This is a genomic window from Arthrobacter sp. KN11-1C, assembly GCF_052180225.1.
Classification (GTDB): Bacteria; Actinomycetota; Actinomycetes; order Actinomycetales; family Micrococcaceae; genus Arthrobacter.
Genome location: NZ_CP197467.1, coordinates 1126290 through 1149904, shown reverse-complemented (window position 1 = coordinate 1149904; position 23615 = coordinate 1126290). Strand labels below are relative to the sequence as shown.

21 protein-coding genes and 1 tRNA gene are annotated in these 23615 nt (G+C 63.5%); 5 read left to right on the top strand and 17 right to left on the bottom strand.

Features of this window, described 5'->3' with window-relative positions; genetic code table 11:
* Positions 1 to 57: 57 nt before the first annotated feature.
* Together ACSBOX_RS05445 and ACSBOX_RS05440 are read right to left on the bottom strand one after the other, a co-directional pair.
* Positions 58 to 1251, bottom strand: a complete 1194-nt coding sequence (locus tag ACSBOX_RS05445) for an App1 family protein (protein WP_442545127.1) — start codon at positions 1249 to 1251, stop codon at positions 58 to 60.
* A 4-nt stretch (positions 1252 to 1255) separates the two neighbouring features.
* Complete coding sequence (locus ACSBOX_RS05440; RefSeq protein WP_442545126.1) at positions 1256 to 2194, bottom strand: phosphotransferase; 939 nt, start codon at positions 2192 to 2194, stop codon at positions 1256 to 1258.
* A gap of 186 nt (positions 2195 to 2380) precedes the next feature.
* Between ACSBOX_RS05440 and ACSBOX_RS05435 the strand changes: the two genes are divergently transcribed.
* Positions 2381 to 2821, top strand: a complete 441-nt coding sequence (locus ACSBOX_RS05435; RefSeq protein WP_442545125.1) for a VOC family protein — start codon at positions 2381 to 2383, stop codon at positions 2819 to 2821.
* Between the two features lie 142 nt (positions 2822 to 2963).
* Here the strand turns inward: ACSBOX_RS05435 and ACSBOX_RS05430 are convergent.
* From ACSBOX_RS05430 to ACSBOX_RS05420, 3 genes are all read right to left on the bottom strand, one after another.
* A tRNA-Ala gene (locus ACSBOX_RS05430) sits at positions 2964 to 3036 on the bottom strand.
* A gap of 31 nt (positions 3037 to 3067) precedes the next feature.
* A complete protein-coding gene (locus ACSBOX_RS05425) occupies positions 3068 to 3868 on the bottom strand; it encodes an SDR family oxidoreductase (protein ID WP_442545124.1) in 801 nt (266 codons plus the stop codon).
* 6 nt (positions 3869 to 3874) lie between these two features.
* Complete coding sequence (locus ACSBOX_RS05420) at positions 3875 to 4600, bottom strand: hypothetical protein (RefSeq protein ID WP_442545123.1); 726 nt, start codon at positions 4598 to 4600, stop codon at positions 3875 to 3877.
* A 51-nt stretch (positions 4601 to 4651) separates the two neighbouring features.
* On the opposite strand from ACSBOX_RS05420, the gene ACSBOX_RS05415 reads away from it, so the two are divergent.
* A complete protein-coding gene (locus ACSBOX_RS05415; RefSeq protein WP_442545122.1) occupies positions 4652 to 4825 on the top strand; it encodes a hypothetical protein in 174 nt (57 codons plus the stop codon).
* Positions 4826 to 4908: 83 nt separating this feature from the next.
* Here the strand turns inward: ACSBOX_RS05415 and ACSBOX_RS05410 are convergent, their stop codons facing one another.
* On the bottom strand, positions 4909 to 5529 hold the full coding sequence (locus ACSBOX_RS05410; RefSeq protein WP_442545121.1) for a GNAT family N-acetyltransferase: 621 nt from the start codon (positions 5527 to 5529) through the stop codon (positions 4909 to 4911).
* A gap of 6 nt (positions 5530 to 5535) precedes the next feature.
* A complete protein-coding gene (gene galU / locus ACSBOX_RS05405; protein WP_078108149.1) occupies positions 5536 to 6441 on the bottom strand; it encodes a UTP--glucose-1-phosphate uridylyltransferase GalU in 906 nt (301 codons plus the stop codon).
* Positions 6442 to 6558: 117 nt separating this feature from the next.
* Here galU and ACSBOX_RS05400 point away from each other — a divergent pair, with 117 nt between their 5' ends.
* The 3 genes from ACSBOX_RS05400 (at position 6559) to cpaB (ending at position 8519) form a co-directional block, all read left to right on the top strand.
* Complete coding sequence (locus tag ACSBOX_RS05400) at positions 6559 to 7164, top strand: 5-formyltetrahydrofolate cyclo-ligase (RefSeq protein WP_442545120.1); 606 nt, start codon at positions 6559 to 6561, stop codon at positions 7162 to 7164.
* Between the two features lie 153 nt (positions 7165 to 7317).
* Positions 7318 to 7581 carry an FmdB family zinc ribbon protein gene (locus ACSBOX_RS05395; RefSeq protein ID WP_059387425.1) on the top strand — a complete coding sequence of 88 codons (264 nt, stop codon included), beginning with the start codon at positions 7318 to 7320 and terminating at the stop codon, positions 7579 to 7581.
* Positions 7582 to 7682: 101 nt separating this feature from the next.
* Positions 7683 to 8519, top strand: a complete 837-nt coding sequence (gene cpaB, locus ACSBOX_RS05390; protein WP_442545119.1) for a Flp pilus assembly protein CpaB — start codon at positions 7683 to 7685, stop codon at positions 8517 to 8519.
* A 40-nt stretch (positions 8520 to 8559) separates the two neighbouring features.
* On the opposite strand, the gene ACSBOX_RS05385 is transcribed toward cpaB, so the two are convergent.
* The 10 genes from ACSBOX_RS05385 to ACSBOX_RS05340 form a co-directional block, all read right to left on the bottom strand.
* The gene (locus ACSBOX_RS05385; protein ID WP_442545118.1) at positions 8560 to 8805 is read right to left on the bottom strand and encodes a hypothetical protein; all 246 of its coding nucleotides are present in this window, start codon (positions 8803 to 8805) and stop codon (positions 8560 to 8562) included.
* 9 nt (positions 8806 to 8814) lie between these two features.
* Entirely contained in the window at positions 8815 to 12711 is a 3897-nt protein-coding gene (locus ACSBOX_RS05380) for an AAA family ATPase (protein ID WP_442545117.1), read from the bottom strand.
* Positions 12712 to 12839: 128 nt separating this feature from the next.
* A complete protein-coding gene (guaA, locus tag ACSBOX_RS05375) occupies positions 12840 to 14444 on the bottom strand; it encodes a glutamine-hydrolyzing GMP synthase (protein ID WP_442545116.1) in 1605 nt (534 codons plus the stop codon).
* Between the two features lie 109 nt (positions 14445 to 14553).
* Positions 14554 to 15087: a DUF3817 domain-containing protein gene (locus ACSBOX_RS05370; RefSeq protein WP_442545115.1), complete on the bottom strand. Its 534-nt coding sequence runs from the start codon at positions 15085 to 15087 to the stop codon at positions 14554 to 14556.
* Positions 15084 to 15926, bottom strand: a complete 843-nt coding sequence (locus tag ACSBOX_RS05365) for an SURF1 family protein (protein WP_442545114.1) — start codon at positions 15924 to 15926, stop codon at positions 15084 to 15086. Before ACSBOX_RS05365 ends, ACSBOX_RS05370 begins: the two co-directional genes overlap by 4 nt.
* Positions 15927 to 15993: 67 nt before the next feature.
* A complete protein-coding gene (locus ACSBOX_RS05360) occupies positions 15994 to 16482 on the bottom strand; it encodes a PTS sugar transporter subunit IIA (RefSeq protein ID WP_442545113.1) in 489 nt (162 codons plus the stop codon).
* 39 nt (positions 16483 to 16521) lie between these two features.
* Positions 16522 to 18282 carry a glycerol-3-phosphate dehydrogenase/oxidase gene (locus ACSBOX_RS05355; RefSeq protein WP_442545112.1) on the bottom strand — a complete coding sequence of 587 codons (1761 nt, stop codon included), beginning with the start codon at positions 18280 to 18282 and terminating at the stop codon, positions 16522 to 16524.
* 102 nt (positions 18283 to 18384) lie between these two features.
* Positions 18385 to 19521 carry a GuaB3 family IMP dehydrogenase-related protein gene (locus tag ACSBOX_RS05350; RefSeq protein ID WP_442545111.1) on the bottom strand — a complete coding sequence of 379 codons (1137 nt, stop codon included), beginning with the start codon at positions 19519 to 19521 and terminating at the stop codon, positions 18385 to 18387.
* A gap of 147 nt (positions 19522 to 19668) precedes the next feature.
* Entirely contained in the window at positions 19669 to 21180 is a 1512-nt protein-coding gene (guaB, locus tag ACSBOX_RS05345; protein WP_442545110.1) for an IMP dehydrogenase, read from the bottom strand.
* Between the two features lie 231 nt (positions 21181 to 21411).
* A complete protein-coding gene (locus ACSBOX_RS05340; RefSeq protein WP_442545109.1) occupies positions 21412 to 23358 on the bottom strand; it encodes an acyltransferase family protein in 1947 nt (648 codons plus the stop codon).
* Positions 23359 to 23615: the final 257 nt, after the last annotated feature.

Genomic DNA, 23615 nt, shown 5'->3' with positions numbered 1-23615 from the left:
CGGAGTATAAGCGTCAGAGCTGGGGCGGATTCCGGACACAGCCCCATGGCACTGCCCTCAATCGTGTTCCCCAGGCACGTCAATGGACCGGAGGCTGCGCCGGATGATGCCCAGCTGCTCGAGCTGGGCGGACATCCCTGCACCGTCCGGGGAGTAGATCCAGGGGATCCCCGGGGTGGGCTGCCCCCCGGACTTCGACCGTCCGCCCGCGAGCACCGCCTCACCGACCGATAGCTGGCGGATCGCGATGGCCCTGACGTTCTGCGGATGGCGTTGGGCGAACTCGGCGTAGATGGCCTCGTCGTGCTGTCCGTCGTCACCAACCAGCAACCACTTGACGCCGGGGAACTCCGCCGCGAGACGTTCCAGGGAGGTCCGCTTGTGCTCCTGGCCACTGCGGAACCAGCGGTCCGGGGTTGGCCCCCAGTCGGTGAGGAGCTTGGGGCCGGCGGGATACAGATTGCGGGATAGGAAGCGCGACAGCGTCGGTGCGACGTTCCAGGCTCCAGTGGACAGGTACACCACGGGTGCCGAGGGGACCGTCCTGACGATCCGTTCGTACAGCACAGCCATGCCCGGCGTCGGGGTCCGCGCGTGTTCGTCGAGTACGAAAGTGTTCCACGCGGCCAGGAACGGGCGGGGAAGCGCCGTGACCATCACGGTGTCGTCGATGTCGGAGACGACGCCGAAGTCTGTATCGTCAGCGACAATCTGCACTGGCGCCTCCACGATCCTGGATTCCCCGGCTTGCAGCGTGATTGTGTGCCAACCGGCGTCGAGGGCTACCGGGATACGCGCGTCGACCACGCCTCCACGGTCCGCTTCAACGTCATGATCGGTGCCTGCGATGGTCACGCGCACGGCGGCGTGTGCCACGGGCGCACTCGTGAAATTGCGCCAGCCGCGCATTCCTTCCTGCAACGGGTTGAGCCCGCTCGCCTGAGCCCCGGCCCCGGTGTCCCGCGCGTCACTGCGGACAACACGCGCCAACACCCGGACCCAGGAAGTGGTGCCGTAACCGGTGTAGGGGATGACGGTCACCACCCGACCGCGCCGGATTGCGAGACGCGTCTGGAAACTAAGCCAGCCGTCGTCGAGTCTCAGGGCGAGGTGGCGGCGTACGCGGCTCGACGGCGTCGGGCCAGCACCGCTCGACGATTTCGGGTCGCCGCTAGCTACGCTGTCTGATTCTGCGCTCTCGGATTCAGCGCTGATGGACAGAGTGGGCGGCTTCACGGAACGGGGACACATGGGTTCAGTCTGACATGGCACAAGATGTCCGGCGGCATCCGTTCTGCAACGCCAGGATCGGATCCGTGAGCAGGCGATTCAGTGTGCTCCGCCCAAGTGCGCTCATTGTGGGATTCGATTCGGCGTAGTACCAGACGAGCCCGATTGCCTGCTGGTAGGCCCAAGCAGCGCCCCGCCTCCATTCCAGGTCCCCGATCGCGAGGCTGGTTCGAAGGGTTTCCCGTTGGGCGAAGTCAAGCATGTGCCAGGCGGCAACGAGGTCGAGCGCCGGGTCAGCAGGGCCGAAGCCACCAGTGTCGAGGATCCCCGCGATGCGGCCGTCCCTGAGGATCACATTTCCGGGAATGAGATCCTTATGGCACATCACATCGTCACTGTGACGAGGCAATGATCTGAGTGATCCCCAGGCGCGGCGGAGCCGATCCACCGGCAAGAGGCCTTGGCTTCGTTGCAGGCAATGCGCGATCCACTCATCGTGCGCGGTCAGTTCCCCACCGCGGCCCTCGCCGGAGAATGAGCGACCCTTTGTATCCGCTTGCCGAAGGCTCCCGACGAGCGCTGCGACCTCCAACGCGAACGATGTGGATGACGCGACCGAGGCCGGGGTCGCAACCTCGCCCTCGATCCAGGTTTGGACAGACCACGGCAATGGGTATCCCCTGCCGGGGTCACCAATCGCAACTGGCAACGGGGACGGCACGGTGCTCACTGCGGCGAACTCGAGCATTGCGGCGTGTTCCGCTAGGAGGACTGCACGGACTTCGCGAGCGTCGCCGCCTTGCATCGGGAACCTGGCGGCGGTGCGGGTTCCCACCCGATACAGGTAATTGACCGTCCCGGTACTCTCGACCGCTGTGACCTCTGATTTGGTGATCGAAGGAAAGAGGCCTCGCACCAACCGCACCGCTTCAGACCGGTCGAGACTGAGCTGACTTTTATGCATGGCCACTCCCCCAGCCTATGCACAGGCGCGTCCACTCACCGGTGACCTTGCCCAAACTCCGCCGGCCGTCGGCCGGAACCGGATCCCTACCCTGCATAGAGCTCTTTCTCTCCACGCGAATCCGCCGTAGAGTCCGCTGTGGGCTCCATCCGGGGCCGCGTAAACGAAGATCTGGGGGCTTTTCTCATGTCGCGCATCATGCGGTTCGACCACGTCGGTGTCACGGTTCGGGACCTCGACGCGGTGACGGCGTTCTTCGTCGGACTCGGGCTCGAAGTCGAAGGTCGGACATTCGTGGAGGGTGATTTCATCGACACGGTCACGGCCATCCCGGGTTCCTGTACGGAGATCGTCATGTTGAGAACACCTGACGGAGGAACAGGCGTGGAGCTTTCCAGCTTCGTCAGGCCGGACCCGCACCCGGGATCGCCCACTGCCATGGCCAACGAACTCGGGCTGCGCAGCTTGTCCTTCGAAGTCGACAATCTTCAGGCGCGGGTCGATCAGCTGGCCGCGGAGGGTTATGGGCTGGTCGGCGGCATCGGCCAGTACGAGGGCGCCTGGCGCATGGCGTACGTGCGGGGTCCCGAGGGAATCATCGTGTCCCTGGCGGAGCGGATCATCTGAGGATCGACACGGGCCGCGTCACACCGGGCAGGTTTTTGGCGCTCCCACGGGACGTCAAGCCCGGGATTCCGGGGTTTTGGAAGAGCCCGTGGCCCAAAAAGTTGCGTGGCGTGACATGGTGCCGATGTAGCGGCTAGGAGTGTGGAGCTAAGGAGATTCGAACTCCTGACCTCTTCGATGCGAACGAAGCGCTCTACCAACTGAGCTATAGCCCCTGGTCAACTGTGCATTGCCAGTGTCCCTAGGCTACAAACTATCTTCGCGCTTTGCCAACCACGACTCGAACGTGTCTGTCCCGGTCCGCTGGCTTGGGACCAGATTCAGCCCGTTCCGAAGATATCTACCCATCTCCCCCGGCAACGGCACCTCCACGAGACGCCCGGCACGTCCGGTAGTTTTGCGCCAGATCTCAGCGAGTTCGCGCATGGACCGGATGTCCGGGCCGCCGATGGTTCGCGTCCGGTGTCGCTCTCCTGATGGCTCCCCCACGGCCTCGGCAAGCAACTCCGACGCTACGTCCAAGGGCGAAATCGTCTGGAAGCGCGCGCCCTTGAAGACCGGGATGAGGCGGACTTTCGACCCCGCCTGGAAAACCGCCGTCACGAGGCTGTGGAATTGGGTGGCCCGCACAACAACTGTCTCCAGCGACGAGAGTGCGTAGACCCGCTCCTTGGCTGCTTTGGAGACATAAAACGCCGCGTTGCTCTGGTCGCAATTGATGATCGAGAGGAGAACGGCCTTGCGGACTCCGGCAACGGTCGCCGCGGCGAGCAGGCGGGCGCCGCCGTCGGCGAATGTCTTCCGCGCCTTCCCGAATTGCCCTTCCAAGCAATCGATCACCACATCGGCCCCCTGCAGGGCCTCAGCCAGCCCGGCACCTGTGGTGACGTCAGCCTGAAAGTAGCGCGCGCCGTCGTGATGGACTGGAGACGTGCCCGACGGCGGGTGGCGGCTCAGCACCGTCACGTCCAGTCCGGCGTCGAGCGCCAAACGGACAACTTCACGGCCCACCTGTCCCGTGCCACCTGCCACGCAGACGGTAGTCACTGGAGGCTAGGCCCGGCGGCGCTGCAAGACGTCGTCGAGGTTGCTGAGGGCACTCTGGGGCTTGCCGTGCTGCGCCTGGACCGACGCGCCCGCGGACGGTGCGCTGGCTGGCTTCAACGTCGGCTTGCCGAGGGGCTTGGGAGCTTCAGGCAGGTCGAGGGGCTCGGGGGCAGGCCGGGGCGCCTTGGCGGCATCGACGTATGTTGGTTTGGGGACATCCACGGGCTGCCATTCAGCTTCCTTCGATTCCGCGGTAAACCGGACCGTGTTGTCGCCGGCGGCGACTGCAACGTTGAGGGCAGCTTGACGAAGTTCGACGGCGGTCAGGCGCGTCGCTTCACGGGCATGGGCTTCGGCGTCGAAAATCTTGGTCGCCGGACGGTCCGTTGCAGGAGCGCTTACGCGGGGACTCTCGGCTGGAGGAGCCATCGCGTTCCGGAAGGCCTTGTTCATCTTCGCCCTGCGGTCCCGGATGGCCAGACGGCGAAGCAGGAAGACGGTCGCGACCACGCCGACTATGCATCCCAGCGGCAGCCAGGCGGATACGAGGCCAAGAATGCGGAGCACGCCGGAAACGGCAGCCCCGAGCAGCAGGAGAACGGCGGCAAGAGCGAGGGCACAGCGTCCGTATCTGACTTTGAAGACCGCTGTTTCCGATGCAGCATCGCGCCGTTCGCCGGCGCCGGCCGATACCTCGGGCAATGCGGTTGCGGTGCTCTGCATGGTTTCCATTGCTTTCTCCTGCCGAGGGGTGATTGACAGAACCACCCCGGCTTGCAGTTCATGAGCGTCTTCGTCAATAACATCTGCTGGGAAGTCACCGGCCATCTGGAGGTGCTGGCGACGATTCCGCAGTATGTATGGCGCAACCCAAACGATCCACAGCGCGACAGCAATGACCAATATCACCGAGCTGCTGAGAGGGAAGTCCACAATCAAAACCGTAGAAGCAAATAGCCGGAGGCCACCGCATTGCCAACGGTGTGTCGACGGAGAGTCGGCAAATCAATGGACTTATGACCCTTATCCGCCGAAACCGACTAGTTGGCTCCGTGCCGAAGCCAAGCGGCCAGCAAGCCTCCGGGGACCTCCTCCGAGGTCAACGCAAAGCTTCGATGGTCAGCCCATTCTCCGTTGATGTGAAGGAAACGCTCGCGGCGGCCTTCGTCGCGGAATCCCAACTTCTCGACAACCCGCAGGCTCGGCCCGTTTTCCGGCCTGATGTTGATCTCCATCCGGTGCAGGCCAAGTGCTTTGAAGCAATGGTCGGTGGCCATGGCAACCGCAGTGGGAGCTATTCCGCGACCGGCCCGGGCCTGGTCCACCCAGTAGCCAAGCGTGGCCGTCATCGCCGATCCCCACATGATCGAGGAGACCGTCAGCTGCCCTACGATCCTGGGCTCCTGGAATCCAGGAGCACGCTCCGTGATCACAAAGGGAAGCGCACTCGCTTGCCGGGCCTGGGCGTTGAGGGAAGCCACCATCTGCCGGTAGTTCGGCAAGCGGCCACCCGGGGCCGGGTTGGAGGCTTCCCAGGGCGCCAGCCAATCACTGTTGCGTGAGCGGACCTCGGTCCATTCCTTCTTGTCCCGGTAGTGAATGGGACGCAAAATGAGGTCGCCGCATTCGAGCGTCACCGGCCAAATGGCCGACCCCCACACAAGGACCTACTTGCTGAGGCCGGCGGCAAAGCCCGGCAGCCACTCCCGCAGTCCGGGCCCGAGGTCTTCGCTGTCGCATGCGAGCTGGACGCAGGCTTTGAGGTAGCTGAGCTTGTCTCCGGTGTCGTACCGACGGCCGCGGAAGACGACTCCGTAGACGCCGCTGCCTTCACCCTCGCCGGCAGCCAGGACCTGAAGGGCGTCCGTCAGTTGGATCTCTCCCCCACGGCCCGGTTCGGTCTTCTCGAGAACGTCGAACACCGAGGGGTGGAGTACGTAACGGCCGATCACGGCCAGGTTGGACGGAGCTTCATCGGCAGCAGGCTTTTCGACGAGTTGCTTGATGCGGACGTAGCCGTCCTCGCCGATATCCTCGATGTCGGCACAGCCATAGGCGCTGATCTGGGAGGGCTCGACTTCGATGAGGGCCACAACTGATCCACCGGTCTTGTGCTGGACTTCGATCATGTCGCTGAGGAGCGTGTCCCGGGCGTCAATGAGGTCGTCGCCGAGAAGAACCGCGAAAGGCTCGTACCCGACGTGCTGCTTTGCACGCAACACTGCGTGTCCCAGCCCCTTGGGGTCGCCCTGGCGGACGTAGTGAATGTCGCCGAGGTTGCTCGTGGCCTGCACCGAGTCCAGCTTGGTGATGTCTCCCTTGGCCTCAAGGGTCGCTTCCAAAGCCGGTACGCGGTCGAAGTGGTCCTCCAACGCACGCTTGTTGCGGCCTGTGATCATGAGGACGTCGTTGAGTCCCACGCTCACAGCTTCTTCGACTACATATTGGATGGCCGGCTTGTCGACTACCGGGAGCATCTCTTTAGGCATGGCTTTAGTGGCAGGCAGAAACCTGGTGCCGAGTCCGGCTACAGGGATAACGGCCTTGCGGACGGCGCAGTTATTGGAAGTCACCGGACTAATCTAACGGAAGTAGCTGGACAATGGGCAAAAAGGAACGTGCCGGACCCACGGGAACACACCGTTCCTCCCCCATCCCTGAGCCGCGCAGCAGCGGGAAATGGAGCAAAAGTGACTTTGAAAGACGACATCCGCCGGGACAACCGCAAGCGCCGGCTCTCGCTCACCGATAAAGAGCGCGCAGAGGCTGGAGCGGGGATTGCCCGACGGGGCCTTTCATGGGCGGATGACGTTGCCCACGGGAGACCCGCGACTTTCGCGGGCTATCTCGGAGTGGCTGCCGAACCGCCCACAATGCCCTTGCTCGCTGCGCTCCATGCGGCCGGGCACAGGATCCTCCTTCCCGTCTGCGAACCGGAACGGCGTCTGAGCTGGGTCTATTGGACACCGGAGACCGCTTTTGTCCGCTCAAGGTACGCGCCGATTGACGAGCCGGTGGGCGAACGTTTCGACAGTGACGTCATCAAGGATGCGACCGGGATCTTCCTCCCGGCCACCGCCGTCGATGAAGGTGGAAACCGGATCGGCCAAGGGGGCGGTTACTACGACCGGCTCCTCGACAAGCTCGACGCCGACGGGAAGCGTCCGCCGACTGTGGCCGTCGTCTACGACCACGAAGTGCTGCCCGCGGGGACGATCCCGGCCGAACCGTTCGACAAGCCGGTGGCGGAAGCACTCACCCCGCACCGGATCGTCCAGCTCGTTCGGCCCTCATGAGGCTCTACTGGTCTGTCTGCTTCGCCACATTCCGTGGTATCGGTCCCGACGCCGGATGATAGAATTGGCACTCAGGCCCTGGGACTGCTAGTGGACGGAACAATCCGCTTCGGCAGCACAGGACCTGCAGTTCGTCCCGGAGGAGGATCACCAGTGCCCACTTATGCCTATGCCTGCAAAGACTGCGGACATGCCTTTGACATCGTTCAGGCTTTCACGGACAGTTCCCTGTCCGACTGCCCTGAATGCCAAGGATCGTTGCGCAAGAAGTTCAACAGCGTGGGCGTTGTCTTCAAGGGATCGGGCTTCTACCGCACCGACTCCCGGGACTCCAAGGGAAGCACTGTTTCGGCTGCCCCCGCGGCACCGGCTGCATCTCCGGCCCCAGCGTCCGTACCCGCGGCTGCCGCGAGCTGATTCCGGGTTCCGGTTGCCCCCGGTTTTCCACATAGCTCGACGTTTCCACATAGCTAAGTAAGGCTCTGCCAAGGGCCTGCGTCACCGGTTAGCGTGGCAGCATGCCAGCAACCCCGAACGCTTCCCAAGGCCCCGGTTCAGCATCGCGTGGCTTCGGTCCGGCCAGGCCTTCATGGATTCCACGCAGTAGCCTGCTGGCGCCTATTGCAGCGTCCCGCACCCGCCGTCTTCAGGCTTTCCCCTCCAAGTCCGGCGGCCACATGGGTCTTCCTACGAGACAGTACAAGCATCGCACCTTCGCTAGCTGGCTGAACCGCAACCGTCGCCTCGTGGTGGCGCTCCTGCTATGCGTGGCGGCCGGGGTGGCAGTCCATCAATTAACTCCGGCTTCGGAGCAGCGAGCCATCGTCCTGGCCGCCATGCGGGATCTTCCCGCGGGGTCCAGTCTGACGGATTCCGACCTCGAGCCACTCGAAGTCCTTCCTGACGGAGTCCCGGCCGGAGCGCTCACCCCCGGGACTGCCTACAGGGGAAAGCAGCTCGCCTCGCCCCTGCAGAAGGGCCAGATTCCCACAGACGCGCAGTTCCTGGGACCCGGCTTGCTGACCGGCACCGCACCCGCGACGGCGGCCGTTCCGCTGCGCATGGCCGATCCCGCTTCTATTCAACTCATCTCGCCGGGCCAATTGGTCAACGTTGTGCTCACCGCGGCCGACGGGTTCGAAGGGCAAGGCAGGAAATCCGAGCTCCTGGCAGCTGCGGTCCCGGTTTTGTGGACGTCCGCGCAGGGAGGCAAGGCCAGCCAATGGTTGGGCACGAACGAGGCGGACGGCCTGGTGGTTGTCGCTGCCAATCCGCAACAGGCCGAAATCCTGGCCGGGGCTTCCACACGCGGGAAACTGTTCTTTGTCCTAGTCAGTCCCTCAGGTAACCCGTAATGCGAAACCCCGCCGGAGATTCACCATCATGATGGTCCATTCAGCCCCAGTGCGGAGGCCTTTGTTCCTTCAGCCAGGCGTCGTGGTCGTAGCTGGATTCATCGCCCCAACGGCGCGGATCGTCCTCGGAAGCTTTCTTGGGCAGAATGCCTTCTCCTGCCGGCTTCCGTTCCGGTGCGGGCTTCACTTCTGTCTTCTCCTGCGTGTCAAACTCGGTATCAGCGTCTACCGCATCGGCACTGGTGTCCGCAGAGGGCTTGGAATGAGTGCTTTTGCTTTCAGCCATTGCATTTCCTTAGGGGATAGCCGGACCCGAGCCAAGGCCTTGCGCGCCGCTGACCCTGGCCGCGGAGGGCTCCGCCTGGCTATTCATTTCCAATTGTTCAACATCGATGTCCAGGAATCCATCGTGGACATCACCATACGATGGCGCCACAGGCTTCTCGAGTCCCAGATAGGATCCAATGCGGTCGGCGCAGGACGAGGGATCCGTGAATACTTCGATGGTCCACAGAGACATATAACGCCAGCCAAGGCGTTCCAGGAGCTGCGGCCGGAGCCTGCTGCGCTCCCTGACGCTCATGCGGCGGTATCGTTCCGTGCCATCCGATTCAATGGCCACAGGAGTGGGCATTTCGCTGTCATCCCGGCCGATCGTGTGCACGGGATCGGCCGCCGCGGCGATGTCCAAGGCTCCGTCGTAGTGGTGCCACACGCGGGCACCCCTGGCACGGAGCCGCTCGCCCAGATCCGCCACCAACGGATCCTCACCGAGCGCTTGCTCACTGGCCGCTGCCCTGGTGGCCGGTGTCCCCAGGTTGGAGTTCCCCGACAGTTCACGGTCAAGGAGTTCATGGAAGTCAACGGCGCCGTGGGCCAGCCGGTCCAGGTCGAGGTCTTCCGGACGGAAGCAGCTCAGGACGTGCATGGACCTTCGGGAGCGGGTCATGGCGAGGGCAAATTTGTTTCGCCCGCCTTCGACGGACAGGGGGCCGAAACTGTGCAGCGCCCGGCCATGCGGGGTGCGCCCAAAGCCCAGGGAGAAGATGATGTGGTCACGGACCAGTCCCTGCGCGCGCTCCAGATCCACTACACGGAAGGACTCGGCGCCGGCGTTGAAGAAACCCGACAGCAGCGGATAGTTGGGAAGTTGGAGCCTGATGGCTTCGCCGATCCTTGCGGCGTGGCGCAGGCTTGCGGTGACGACGGCCAGCGAGGTCCGCGGCCGGAGACTGGCGTGTTGAAACACCAGGTCCACTACGCGGTTCACTTCGGCGGCGACAGATTCGACACCTTCGTGGTCGGCACCAGGCAGGCCAGTACCATCCGGGATGTATTCAACTACTACCGAGCGGTCCAGCCCAGTGACGGACTGGCCGTCCGGCAATCGACGCAGGCCGCCGTCGTAATAGTTCTTGCTCAACTGCAGCACGAGGTCTTCGTCAACCGCCCGATACACCCAGTTCAACTGCCACGTGGGCAGGACCCGAGCCAAGGCACTGAATGCACTGTCCACGGTGTCCTGGCTCGCGGCACCGGCCATGGGCGGCTCCACGGCAACGCTGAACGTGCGGGCGTTGGCGATCTTGGCGTCACCGAAGGCGATCACTTGGTGGGCTCGGGCGATGGCAGGCAGCACAGCCTGCAAGGACGTGCTCTCGGCATCGAGAATCACCACCGCGTCGAACTTCTGCTCTGCAGGCAGGAGGCTGGTCAGCAGGTAGGGACTGATGGACCACACGGGAACGAGCCGGGCGACGAGGGCAGGTGCCTGGGCGCTCAGCGCCGAGAGGGTAACGCGGCCATCTTTGATGAGGTTACGGAGGAGTTCCGATTGGCGGGGATGTTCAGCGATTCCGGCCCGCCACATTTCGGCGAGCCTCCACCGCAGCCGGGCAGCTCCACTGGCGATGTGCGCGTGGTCCGCCAGGCGGTACTCGGCTTCGAGCCGGCGAAGGGAATCGCCGTCGGACATGGCGAGGTAGTCGTCGCCGCTGATCATTGCTTCCAAAGCGGACTGCCACCAGGCAAGGTCCAGTTCTGCGGCAACGGATTCGGCAGGCACTTCGCGTTCGGCCAAGTCCGCAAGAAGCTCGGCGAGCCCATGCTCGCGCATGTTCTCGACCAGAAGCGTCCGCTCCGGAAGCGTCTCCAGGGTGCCGGTGTCGGCAACAAGGCGCTCAAGTCGCTCCACGAGTTCTTCGTACCGGCTCGCGTGCAAGTCGCCGCCGGCGGCCGTGTGTTTGAGGCAATCGCCCAGACGGCGGAGGTCGCGGTCCAGTTCGCGGTAGCTGGCGCCCAAATCCGCGAGGCCGGAGGGCACTGCCGGATGGCGCTGGGTGGTGGCGTACTGGGACCACAGGGCCCGCTGTTCCTGAACGAGTGCCAAGGAGCTGTGCAGATCGGCGATGTGGACACCGGGTCGGACATATTCCTTTGCCACGCGGCGCAGGCGGGAGCGCTGCATCGAGGGCATCTCGAGGCCACGCTCGCGGCGCCAGGCGGAGGTAGCCGTGGCCGAGATGAGATCGTGGACCGGCCGGTCGAAAATGTCCGGGGTGAATTTGTCCAGGCTTTCCCGCACCGCCATCAGGAGCTCAAGCTGAGCGCCCCATTCGGCGAAGTTCGCCCCAAGTCGGATTTCGGAGTGCTCCGCGAGCTGGTTCATGCGTTCCCGCAATTGGGGAAGTTGTTCCGCGGCGCTGCTGGCCAGTTGCTGCGCTTCCTCGGTCTCCTTGCGGGTGACCAGGCGCGCCCCATACCAGGGGCTCGACGTCGATGCGCGGCTGAAGCTGCCAAGCTCGGCGGCGCGGCGCAGTCTTTCAGCCAGCTCGGCCCGGTCTTTTATGTTGTCCAAGACACTGCGCTTCAAGCGCACGGTCGTCGCGGGGGCTGGTTGGATGGCGGTCAGTTCCGCGAGCGATTGCATTGCCTGGTAGGGCGAGCATCCCCAGCGTTGGCGTACGTTGTGCAAAGACGCGACATGGTCCATGAGGGCATGTCGGTGCTCGGTCAAGGTCTTGTGGAGGTTCGCAAGCTGGGGTTCCAGCGACTTTTCGTTGCGGATGATGGCACTGACCAGCTGGCCCTTGAGCTGCTGCGGAGTGGCACCGTTGCCCGGCCTGAAGACCATCGATTCGAGGCCCAGGGCTTCAAAATGGCCCGCCAGACCGTTGAGGCTCGCTCGCCGGTCGCCCACGACGAGCACTGATTTGCCCTCATTGACAAGGGCGCCGATGGCATTGATGGCCGTTTGGGTCTGGCCGCTGCCTGGCGGGGTGCTGACCACCAGCGAATCGCCTGCCCGTACGGCATCCACGACGTACTGCTGGTCTGAATCCGCATCCAGGAGGAGCGACTCCTCAGAAGGGTCCCGCTCGTCGAGGTTCGGGAATCTTCCGGACTTGATGGGCTCAGGTTCCACGTCCCCGCCGTTGGCGGCTTCGAACAGCGATGCAACGATGCTGCTGTTCTCGTTGATCCAGGGGTCTTCCAAATTCCCGGACAGATCGGCCAACGTCGTGATGAGGAGATTCGGGGTGACCTCTGCACCGTGGATCGGCTGAACCAGCGTGGCAAGACGGTCAAGGACCGGCAGGGGGTCAAGTCGTGCGGTGTTGTATGCCATGCGGCTCACGGCGTTGACGTCAAAGACGATGCCATGAACGGTCTTCAAATGCCGGACCAATGCGGGGTTGATACCCGCTTGCTCGGTGAGTTGCAGCTCGTAGTCGTCTTCGCCCGGCCGCGCCGTGAGTGAGATGGCGGCCAACATGACGGGGGCGGAGACGCGTTGGGGCTTTCCTCCCACGGCCGACGTCCACACGACAGTGCCGCAGGACAGGTACCCGGCGTCGATCCCCCGGTCGTTTCCCAGTTCGAAAATCTTCGAGCGCAGGTTCCTGGCGGCACGCGCGGCAACAAGATACTGCTGGCGGTCCCGGATCAGGGTGGAGAGCCGGGTTCGGCGCCCGGCGAGGAGCTGCGCCAGGCCTGATGGGTGGCCGTTGCTCAGGTCTATCGACCCTTCCGGCGTCTTGACGAAGCGCAGCATGGTGTCCGCGCCAGTCACGGGTTTGAGCCCGGACAGCCATTTCCGAAGCTCTACGGAGCCCTCTTCGTGGCTTTGACCTACTGACACCGCTGCCTTCTTTTCTGTTCTAGCTCGAGACGACTTGGACCAAATCGGCATACTTTCGAGGGTAGCGGGAATCCACCGGCAGTCCGCACCGCAACACTGATGGAAAGGCAAATTACCCCTGATTTCAGGGGAAAAACAAAGTGACCGGCCCCTGAAACAGGGACCGGCCACTCAGGATGCTATTCCCACTCGATGGTTCCCGGCGGCTTGCTGGTGACGTCCAGTACCACGCGGTTGACCCCGTCAACCTCGTTGGTGATCCTGTTCGAAATCCTCGCGAGGAGGTCATACGGGAGCCTCGACCAATCGGCAGTCATGGCGTCCTCGGAAGAAACCGGGCGCAGCACGATCGGGTGTCCGTAGGTGCGGCCATCGCCCTGCACGCCCACGCTGCGGACGTCGGCGAGAAGTACGACGGGCATCTGCCAGACGTCGTTGTCGAGTCCGGCCGCGGTGAGTTCGGCCCGTGCGATGGCGTCCGCCTTGCGAAGCAGCTCGAGCCGTTCCTTGTTCACTTCGCCGACAATACGGATACCCAGGCCGGGTCCGGGGAACGGCTGGCGTCCGACGATTTCCTGGGGCAAGCCGAGCTGTGCGCCCACGGCGCGGACCTCGTCCTTGAACAGGGCGCGGAGCGGTTCAACAAGTTCGAACTGCAGGTCCTCGGGAAGACCACCCACGTTGTGGTGGCTCTTGATGTTCGCGGCGCCTTCGCCGCCGCCGGATTCGACGACGTCCGGGTACAGGGTGCCCTGCACGAGGAACTTGATGCTCTCGCCTTCGGACGCGGCCTCGGCGATGATGGCCCGCTCGGCTTCCTCAAACGCGCGGATGAACTCGCGGCCGATGATCTTACGCTTGGTTTCGGGGTCGCTGACCCCGGCCAGCGCCGACAGGAATCGCTCCTGCTCGTTGGCGACATAGAGATTGACGCCGGTTGCGGCAACGAAGTCACGCTCGACCTGTTCGGCTTCACCTTCGCGCAGCAAGCCATGGTCCACGAAAACGCAGGTCAGCTGATCGCCCACGGCGCGCTGCACGAGGGCTGCAGCTACGGCCGAGTCGACGCCGCCGGAGAGGCCGCAGATGACTTTGGAATCGCCGACCTGCCGGCGGATCCGGTCCACTTGTTCTTCGAGGATGTTGCCCGTGGTCCAGTTGGGCTTCAAGCCGGCACCGTTGAACAGGAAGTTCTCCAGAACCTGCTGGCCGTGCGCCGAGTGCTTTACTTCCGGGTGCCATTGCACGCCGTAGAGATGCTTCGCTTCGTTCGCGAAAGCTGCCACAGGTGCGCCTGCGGTGGTCGCCAGGACCTCGAAGCCCTCAGGAGCTTCGTGAACGGAGTCTCCGTGGCTCATCCAGGTGTTCTGGGAGTCAGGAACGCCGGCAAGGATCGAGCGGGCTTCGCCGACAGTGGTGGCCTCGGTGGCGCCGTATTCGCGCAACCCGGTCTGCGCGACTTTGCCGCCGAGCGCGTTGGCCATGGCCTGGAAGCCGTAGCAAATGCCGAAGACCGGCACACCAGCCTCGAATAGGTCCGCGCCGACCCTCGGGGCACCCTCGGCATAAACGCTTGAAGGTCCGCCGGAGAGGATGATCGCTGCCGGGTTCTTGGCCAGAAGCTGCTCGGTGGTGAACGTGTGCGGAACAATTTCCGAGTACACATTCGCTTCACGGACGCGGCGGGCAATCAGCTGCGCGTACTGGGCACCGTAGTCAACAACCAGCACCGGCTTCTGGGAAGTCTGAGCTTCAGAACTGAAGGGTGCGGTGGGAGTAGTCACCGTAACAGCCTACTTTGCCGGGATGCCCCGGTGCACCTTGAAGCCGGTCGTGAAGCCGGGAAACCAGCCCGACGTTAGCGATCTCACAGTGCCCGCCGGGACGGGCCCGTCAGTAGCGCTTGGACGCCTGCGGATTCGCGGCGAGTTCCATCTCTACCTCCGAGTGGAACTTCTTCTCCACGATGAAGGACATGAGAGGGACAACGCCGCCCAAGGCGAGCAGGATGAGCTTCATGAACGGCCAGCGCATGAGCGACCACAAGCGGAAGTCCGAGATGAGGTACAGCACGTACATCCAGCCGTGGACGATCAGGACTCCCACGGAAACGTTGACGCCACCCAGGACTGCCTTCGACTCAGCATCCGCGAATCCAAAACCGAAGGGCTGACCGGTGATTGCGTTGGTTCCGCCGGCAAAGAGATACACGCCGAACACATAGCGCGCAACGAGTTCGGCGCAAAGGAGCAGCAACATGGTACCGGTGAGGTAGGCCATGACTTTGTAGAATTTCAGGGCCGAGCGGATCTGCGCAGTCGTTCCGCCAAATCGCCGTTTTTTGGCTGAACCGGTCTTGGCCGCGGTTGGCTTGGCGGCAGATTCTCCGGACTGTTCGGGCTGGATGGCCGGTTTGGGCTCAATCATGGCTTTACCTGTTCTGGCTTGGTACTTGCTGGCAAATCGTCTGACGGGAATTCGTCGTCGGGCTCGTCCTCGTCGTCTTCGAGGGTGCGCCGGTAGTCATCGGCCACCATGCGCCACCAGACGTAGAGGGCGAATCCTGCAAAGACCACCCATTCCACGGAGTAGAACAGGTTGAGCCAGTTGATTTGTTGGTTGGGGGGTTGGGCCGGGATGTTCAATGGCTTCAGCTGCGCCGGAAGGGCGAGGGTCTTGCCGGCCGACACTTCCGAGGTCGCGGCGACGAAGCCGGGGTAGCTTGAGACTTGCCACGTGTTGATGAGTTCCGCGACCGAAACCGCAGACGCGCGGCCCGCTCCGGCGTCGACGTTTGGCACCGGCGCCTCGGACGGCAGGAGCCGCCCGGTCAGTTCGATAGTGCCCGACGGCGGCGGCCCGGCTTGGGCGGGATCGGCCACCCAGCCGCGGGCCACGGGGATCCAGGTCTTCGCAGAGGCGGCGACGCCGTGCAGGACGGGGGCGCCGTCGACAGCGAACGCGTTCACTACCCAGTACCCTTTTTGCCCGGCCAGAAGCCGGCCCTCGACAAGGACCTGCTTGGCGGGATCGTAACTGCCCTTGGCGCTGACCATTTGGTCCGATGCGGTGCCCGGGAAGAACGTTCCAGGCTGCAATGCCCCGGTAAGCGGCTTGACTTGCTCCACCGCGGGGTTGTCAACCGGGGCGTCGCTCTGGGTGGATCTGCCGAACTGCCACTGGCTGAGCAGCACAAACACCCCGGAGAGCAGGAGCGCGAAGACAAGTCCTGCGATCCAGCGGGGCTTCAGAGCGGTTTTTAACACCCCTTAACCGTACTTCGTCAAGCTGTAGAACAGCTAAACGAGAGAGTCCTTCTCGCCGGGGCGCACGTCAGTGGTCGAAGAACACCAGACTCGAATTGATCAGTTCGGCGATGACTTCGGGATCGTGGGCGCGCCGGAGGGATTCCCGGAACGATTCCTTGGACAGCGAGCGGGCCAAGGTCGCGAGGACTTCCAGGTGGTCCGAGAAGGAGCTGGCCGGAGTAGCGATAAGCAGAACGAGGGTTGCCGGTCCGTCGCTGGCGCCGAAGTCCAACGAATGACCGAACTTTGTGACACCAACAGCGATGGAGACCCTGGAGACATACTCGCTGCGGGCATGCGGAAGGCCGATGCCGCCCGGCAGTCCGGTGGCAAGTTGGTGCTCGCGCGAATTGACGACTTCGAGGAAGCCCTCAAGGTCCGTGATGCGCCCGGCGGCGTACAGCCGTTGTGCGAGCTGGCCCGCAGCATCTGTCTTGTCGACCGCTTCCATTTCAAGGATGACGGTCTCCGGCGTTGTCAGTTCGGCATCATACGGGTCCAGTGGTTCCGCCAAGTCGTTTTCCCTCCAGTGTGCCCAGCCGACCCAGGCCGCTCAGCGGAGGGGAACGATGTCATCGACGCCCATGCGCGCAGCATCGGCAGATTCGTCGTCGGGCTGCTGTTGGCTGAGCCGTTCAGCTTCCACCCGGGCCAGGTAGTGCTTGATTTCGCTTTCCCGCTGGGTGTCGCTCCAGCCAAGAATCTCTCCCATCAGCTTAGCGACAACAGGGACCGCGGAAACACCTCTGTCCCACGACTCGATCGAGATGCGGGTGCGTCGGGTCAGGACATCATGGACATGCCGGGCACCCTCATGGGTCGCGGCATAGACGACCTCCGCCGCCAAATAGTCGTCGGCTCCAGGCAGCGGCTCGGCCATGGCGGGGTTGTCCTTGATGATGGCCAGGACGTCCGGGGTCATGGATCCGTAGCGGTTCAGGAGGTGTTCCACCCTGGCGACATGCACTCCGGCTTCATCCGCAGTTCTAGCGCGCCGGTTCCATGCAGCCTTGTAACCTTCGGCGCCCAGGAGCGGGATGGTGTCCGTGCAGCTCGCAGGCACGCGCTCGTCCATGGCCCGGGTCGCTTCGTCCACAGCGTCCTTCGCCATGACCCGGTACGTGGTGAACTTTCCACCTGCAACCACCACCAGGCCTGGAACGGGGTGCGCCACGACGTGTTCGCGTGAAAGTTTCGCCGTAGAGTCGCTCTCCCCCGCCAGCAGCGGGCGGAGGCCCGCGTACACACCCTCGACATCCTCACGGGTCAGGGGCCGCTTCAAGACACGGTTGACGTGTTCAAGGACATAGTCGATGTCCTTCGTGGACGCGGCGGGGTGCGCCTTGTCGAGCTTCCAGTCGGTGTCCGTGGTGCCGATGATCCAGTGACGCCCCCACGGGATGACGAACAACACGGATTTTTCGGTCCTCAGAATCAATCCCACCGTGGACTGGAAGCGGTCGCGCGGAACCACGAGGTGGATGCCTTTGGAGGCGCGGACCTTGAGTTGGCCGCGATCCGTCACCATGGCCTGGGTCTCGTCCGTCCAGACGCCCGTGGCGTTGACCACTTGCTTGGCGCGGACTTCGATGATGCTGCCGTCCTCCTGGTTTTCCACCTTCGCACCGACCACGCGTTCGCCCTCGCGCACGAACGACACCACGCGCATCCTGTTCACGGCATGCGCACCGTAATGTGCCGCGGTGCGGACGACATTGACGACCAGCCTGGCGTCGTCGACCTGTGCATCGTAATAGCGGATGGAGCCGACGAAGGCATCGTTCTTGAGGCTGGGTGCGGCCCTCAGGGTTCCGCGCCGGAAGAGGTGTTTGTGCATGGGCACACCGCGGCTGTGGCCGGAGGTGAGGCCGAGCGTGTCATAGAGGAAGATCCCGGCACCAACATACGGGCGTTCCCAAAAACGCCGGGTCAGCGGGTAGAGGAACGGGACCGGCCGGACGAGGTGCGGTGCGATCTGTTGGATCAGCAGTCCGCGTTCCTGGAGGGCCTCCTGGACCAGCGCGAAGTCCAGCATTTCCAGGTAGCGCAAGCCGCCGTGAATCAGCTTCGAGGACCTCGACGACGTGCCGGAAGCCCAGTCCCTGGCCTCGACGATGCCCACGGACAAGCCTCGGGTCACCGCGTCCAACGCTGCCCCGGCCCCGACCACGCCTCCCCCGACGATCAGGATGTCGAGTTCCTTGCCAGGCTCGGTGGTGCCTTTGAGAACTTCGATGGATCTGGCCCGCGTCTCTGGACTCAACGCACCGCTTGATGCATCATCCCTTTGCGAACCATCTGCAACACTGCTCATTGGACGCCTCCCATCGCACAAAGCCCGTAGTTCCCCACACTACTTCTTGTCCGCGGGCTTGGGCAGGGTTTTCGCGCGACTGCTCAAGCGGTCAAACGGGCCCTACTGGCCGGAGTAGGGCGAGACGACGACGTCGACCCGCTGGAACTCCTTGAGGTCCGAATAGCCGGTGGTGGCCATGGAGCGGCGAAGCGCTCCGATCAGGTTTGACGTTCCGTTGGTGTGGTGGCCCGGCCCGAAGAGTACTTCTTCGAGGGGACCGACAGTGCCGACGTTGACCCTGTCGCCGCGGGGCAGTTCAAGGTGGTGGGCTTCCTGGCCCCAGTGCCAGCCCTTGCCCGGGGCTTCTTCGGCACGGGCCAAAGCGCTGCCGAGCATGACGGCGTCGGCGCCCATGGCGATGGCTTTGACGATGTCACCCGAACTGCCCATGCCGCCGTCGGCGATCACGTGCACGTACCGTCCGCCGGATTCATCCATGTAGTCGCGGCGGGCTGCAGCGACGTCGGAAATGGCGGAAGCCATGGGCGAATGGATGCCGAGCGCACGGCGCGTGGTGGTGGTGGCACCGCCGCCGAAGCCCACCAGGACGCCGGCGGCACCGGTACGCATAAGGTGCAATGCCGGGGTGTACCCGGCGGCTCCGCCGACGATCACGGGGACGTCGAGTTCGTAGATGAACTGCTTGAGGTTCAGTGGCTCGTGGTTCTTGGAGACGTGTTCGGCGGAGACGGTGGTGCCCCGGATGACAAAAATGTCGACGCCGGCAGCAACCACGGTTTTGTAGTGTTCCTGGGTGCGCTGCGGCGTCAGCGAGCCGGCCACCGTCACGCCCGATGCCCGGATTTCCGCGAGCCTCGTGGTGATCAGTTCGGGCTGGATGGGCGCCTTGTAGAGCTCCTGCATGCGCCGCGTGACCGTCGGGCTGGCCGTTTCATCAGCAAGGGCAGAGATCTCGTCCAGCACGGACTGGGGATCCTCGTACCGCGTCCACAGGCCCTCGAGGTCCAGGACGCCCAGGCCGCCCAGCCGGCCAAGGGCGATGGCCGTTTCAGGCGACATCGCGGAGTCCATGGGTGCGGCGATCACCGGCATCTCGAATTTGTAGGCATCAATCTGCCATGAGACGGAGACGTCCTTGGGGTCGCGCGTCCGGCGGTTGGGGACGATCGCGATGTCATCCAGGGAGTAGGCACGACGCCCACGCTTGCCACGGCCAATCTCAATCTCATAAGTCACTGCTCTAGGTTATCCCAGTGGGGCGGGATGTTCCGGCAGGGTGACATGCAGCATGACAACAGGTGCTGCCGTGAAAACAAGCGAGCCCGCCACCTTCCTGGAGGGAGGTGACGGGCTCGCTTGAAGTGCCTGTGAGGAGAATGACGCCTAGCGAGAACCGTAGTTCGGGGCTTCGACGGTCATCTGAATGTCGTGCGGGTGGGACTCCTTGAGCCCGGCCGCAGTGATGCGCACAAACTTGCCGCGCGCCTTGAGCTCTGCGATGGTCGGAGCACCCGTGTAGAACATGGTCTGACGCAGGCCGCCCACCAGCTGGTACGCCACCGAGGAGAGCGGGCCGCGATATGCGACGCGGCCTTCGATGCCTTCCGGGATGAGCTTGTCATCGCCGGAAACATCAGCCTGGAAATAACGGTCCTTCGAGTAGGACGTGTTCTTGCCGCGGGACTGCATGGCCCCCAGCGACCCCATGCCACGGTAGCTCTTGAACTGCTTGCCGTTCACGAAGATCAACTCACCCGGCGACTCGTCGCAGCCGGCCAGCAGGGAGCCGAGCATGACGGTGTCGGCACCGGCCACGAGGGCCTTGCCGATGTCGCCCGAGTACTGCAGGCCGCCGTCGGCGATCAGCGGGACACCGGCAGGCATGGCCGCCTTCGAGGACTCATAGATGGCCGTGATCTGCGGGACGCCCACACCGGCAACAACGCGGGTGGTGCAAATCGAGCCCGGGCCCACGCCCACTTTGATGCCGTCGGCACCGGCGTCGATCAGTGCCTGGGCACCTTCACGGGTGGCGGCCTGGCCTCCGATGATGTCAACGTGCGCGGCAACGGGATCCGACTTCAGGCGGGTGATCAAGTCCAGGACACCCTGCGAGTGGCCGTTGGCGGTGTCCACGAACAATGCGTCGACGCCGGCGTCGATCAGCGTCATGGCGCGTTCCCAACCGTCGCCGAAGAACCCGATGGCGGCGCCGACCCGGAGGCGGCCTTCCTCGTCCTTCGTCGCGAGCGGGTACTGCTCGGCCTTGGTGAAGTCCTTCGTGGTGATGAGGCCCTTGAGGCGTCCCTGCTCATCAACGAGGGGCAGCTTCTCGATCTTGTTGGTGGCCAGCTTGTGCGAGGCCTCTTCGCGGCTGATGCCGACGTGCCCGGTGATGAGCGGCATCTTCGTCATGACGTCGCTGACCAGCCGCAGTGGGAAGTCGGACTCCGGAACGAAGCGGGTGTCGCGGTTGGTGACGATGCCCAGCAGCCGGCCATCGGGGTCGATGACGGGGAGACCGGAAACCCGGTAACGCGAACACAGCTCGTCCAGTTCCTGGAGGGTTGCTTCCGGGTGGATGGTCAGCGGGTTGGTGATCATCCCGGACTCGGAGCGCTTGACGCGATCGACGTGGTCGGCCTGGTCTTCGATGGACAGGTTGCGGTGGATCACGCCAAGGCCGCCCTGGCGGGCCATGGCGATGGCCATCCGGGACTCCGTGACGGTGTCCATGGCGGCGGACAGCAACGGCGTCTGGACGGAAATCCGCTTGGAGATCCGGGAGGAAGTATCAGCTTCAGAGGGAATGACGTTGGTGTGGCCCGGCAGCAGCAGGACGTCGTCGTAGGTCAGGCCGACAAAGCCAAAGGGATCGTGTTGGGGCTGGGTCATGAGTGCGCCTCTTACCTTAGTTCTTGGGGGTTGCTCTGGTAGGGGTTGCAGCTGATGACCAGCCCGTCATTACGGGACTGGCCTGTGCAGAAAGGTTCTGAATAAATAGTAGAACCTCGCCGCCGATCCCCATATTCCGCGAGGGCAATGTGAGCAACGGCACCCCGGGTGCTCCCGTCGGGCCCGGCGGGGCGTCCGGATGCCTGGCTCCGGACGCCTGGCTCCGAGAGCCTAGCTCCAGCCGGTGGCGGCCAGCCATCTTTCCTTGAGCATCGGCGCCATGCTCGCAACATAGGTCTTGGAGAGGTGGTTGTTGTCCAAGTAGACAAACGTGTTACCCACAACCCCGGGACATTCGGTGCCGTTGCAGATCAGATCGGTCATATCCAGGACGGACAAGCCCGGGTACTTCCCCTGAAGCGATGCGAGCGGGTTTTGGGCCGCGAGCAATTGCTCCTGGCTTGGATTGCAGTCGGGGCTGTGTTGACCTTTGACCGCGACGCAATCAGCCATGTTGAAATCGAATCGCGGGTTGTCCCGTACGGCGATGACGTTGATGCCCTTCCCCGTGAGCATCTTGACTGTGTCTTCAAGGCCGACTGTCAGCTTTTCATCGGGCGACGAGGGCGATGCCGCCGTCCCTACGAGGAACACGGCACTCGGTGGATGCTGGTCGATCTGCTGGACGACGGCGTCGTTGAAGGCCTTGCACGGTGCGTCCAATCCGGAGGTATCCACGGTGAACGGGCACGCGCCGAGCAGCAGCTGGTAGGCGCGCCATTGCTCCTGTTCGGCCACCGGAGCCACCGCGGCCAGCCATTGCTCCGCGTGGGAGTCGCCGAGCACCAGAATGGTCCGGCTGGATTCGGCCGGCTGATTGTTTTGAAGGCAAACCCCTTGGAGGACTTTGGATGAAGGCACCAGATCTCCCGAGCATTTGCTGGGTAGATTTGCCCAGTCCTGGGCCAGCTTTTCAGCGGTGGGAAGCAGGACAGCGCTCGGACTCACTTCGTTGACGTAGCCGGGCACCAGGGCAGCGGCTCCAGGGTTGTCCTTTTGGGCTTGGTCCATGGCGATTTTGGCGGTCACGTTCTGCTGGACAGTGAAACCGAGCAACGGCACTATCGCGATAGTGAGGCAGGCGACGATCGCGAGGGCGGCGCGTCGCCGGTTCACTTCGGGCCACTTCCATTCCCTGAACGGCTTCTCGACGAACTTGGTCGTCAGGAAGGCCAGAACCAAGGCGGTTGCGATGATGACGGTCCCGGAGAGCCAGCCTGCGTGGTCCTTCCCTGTCCAGATGAGGGAGATGACCAGCAACGGCCAGTGCCACAAGTACAGCGCGTAGGAGTTGTCGCCCAGGCGAACGAGGGGCCTCGAGCTGAGGATCCAGTCCACTCCGAATCGGCTGCCCGTCTGGCCCGCGGCAATGATGCAGGCAGCCGCCAAGGTTGGCCAGAGGGCCACGAAGCCAGGGAACGCAGTCTGGACCTGGAGCACGATCCCGCAGCTCAGCATGGCGATCACGCCGACCCAGCCCATCACCACACGGACGTTCTTCGAGATCTTCAACATCGGCAGGGCCAGGGCAGCCAGTGTTCCGAGGGCGAACTCCCACAGCCTGGCGAAAGTATCAAAGTAGGCGGTGGTCTGGTTCGACGCCGTGGCAATGATCGAGTAGGTGAGCGACACCAGGAAGATCAGCCCGAACACGTATGTCAGGGCGACCCTGTAGCGGAGGGCGTACTTTCTGCAGACCAAGGCGGCGATCGCGAAAATGACCGGCCAAAGGATGAAGACCTGGCCCTGGATCGAGAGGGACCAGAAATGCTGCAACGGACTCGCTTGGCTGCGGTCGGCAGCGTAGTAGTTGACCGCCTCTCGCTGGAGGAGCCAGTTCTGGACGTAGAACAGGGAGGCCCAGACCTGGTCGACCAACGCTGCCCACCGGGTTTTGGGGAGGACCACGAAGATGGCGGCCAAAGTACCCAGGAGAACCACGACGGTAGCCGGAAGCAGACGCCGGAACAAGTGAAGCCAATGCCTCAGCAGGTCCATGGGCCGGTGCTGCGCATAGCGGTTTGTGAACTGCAATGTCATCAAGAAGGCGGACACCAGAAGGAAGACGTCTACGCCACCGGAAACCCTGCCGAACCACACGTGGTACGTAACCACCATGAGCACTGCGAGGGAGCGCAGGCCTTGAATTTCAGGGCGAAAGTTCGACTTTCTCCCGGTGCCACTGGAACGACGTTGCTCCTTGGTAGTAGCCGTCGTTTGCGCAGTTGACACAACAATGCCCCTCAATGACCTAGATCGAACCATAAATCTTACTGATTCGTAATAACAAGTGCCAATCGAAAATCCATTCGAGAAGCATCCATCACTCAATTAGGTCATGCCTGGCTGGACGTTGACATGGCGAATGCCGAGTG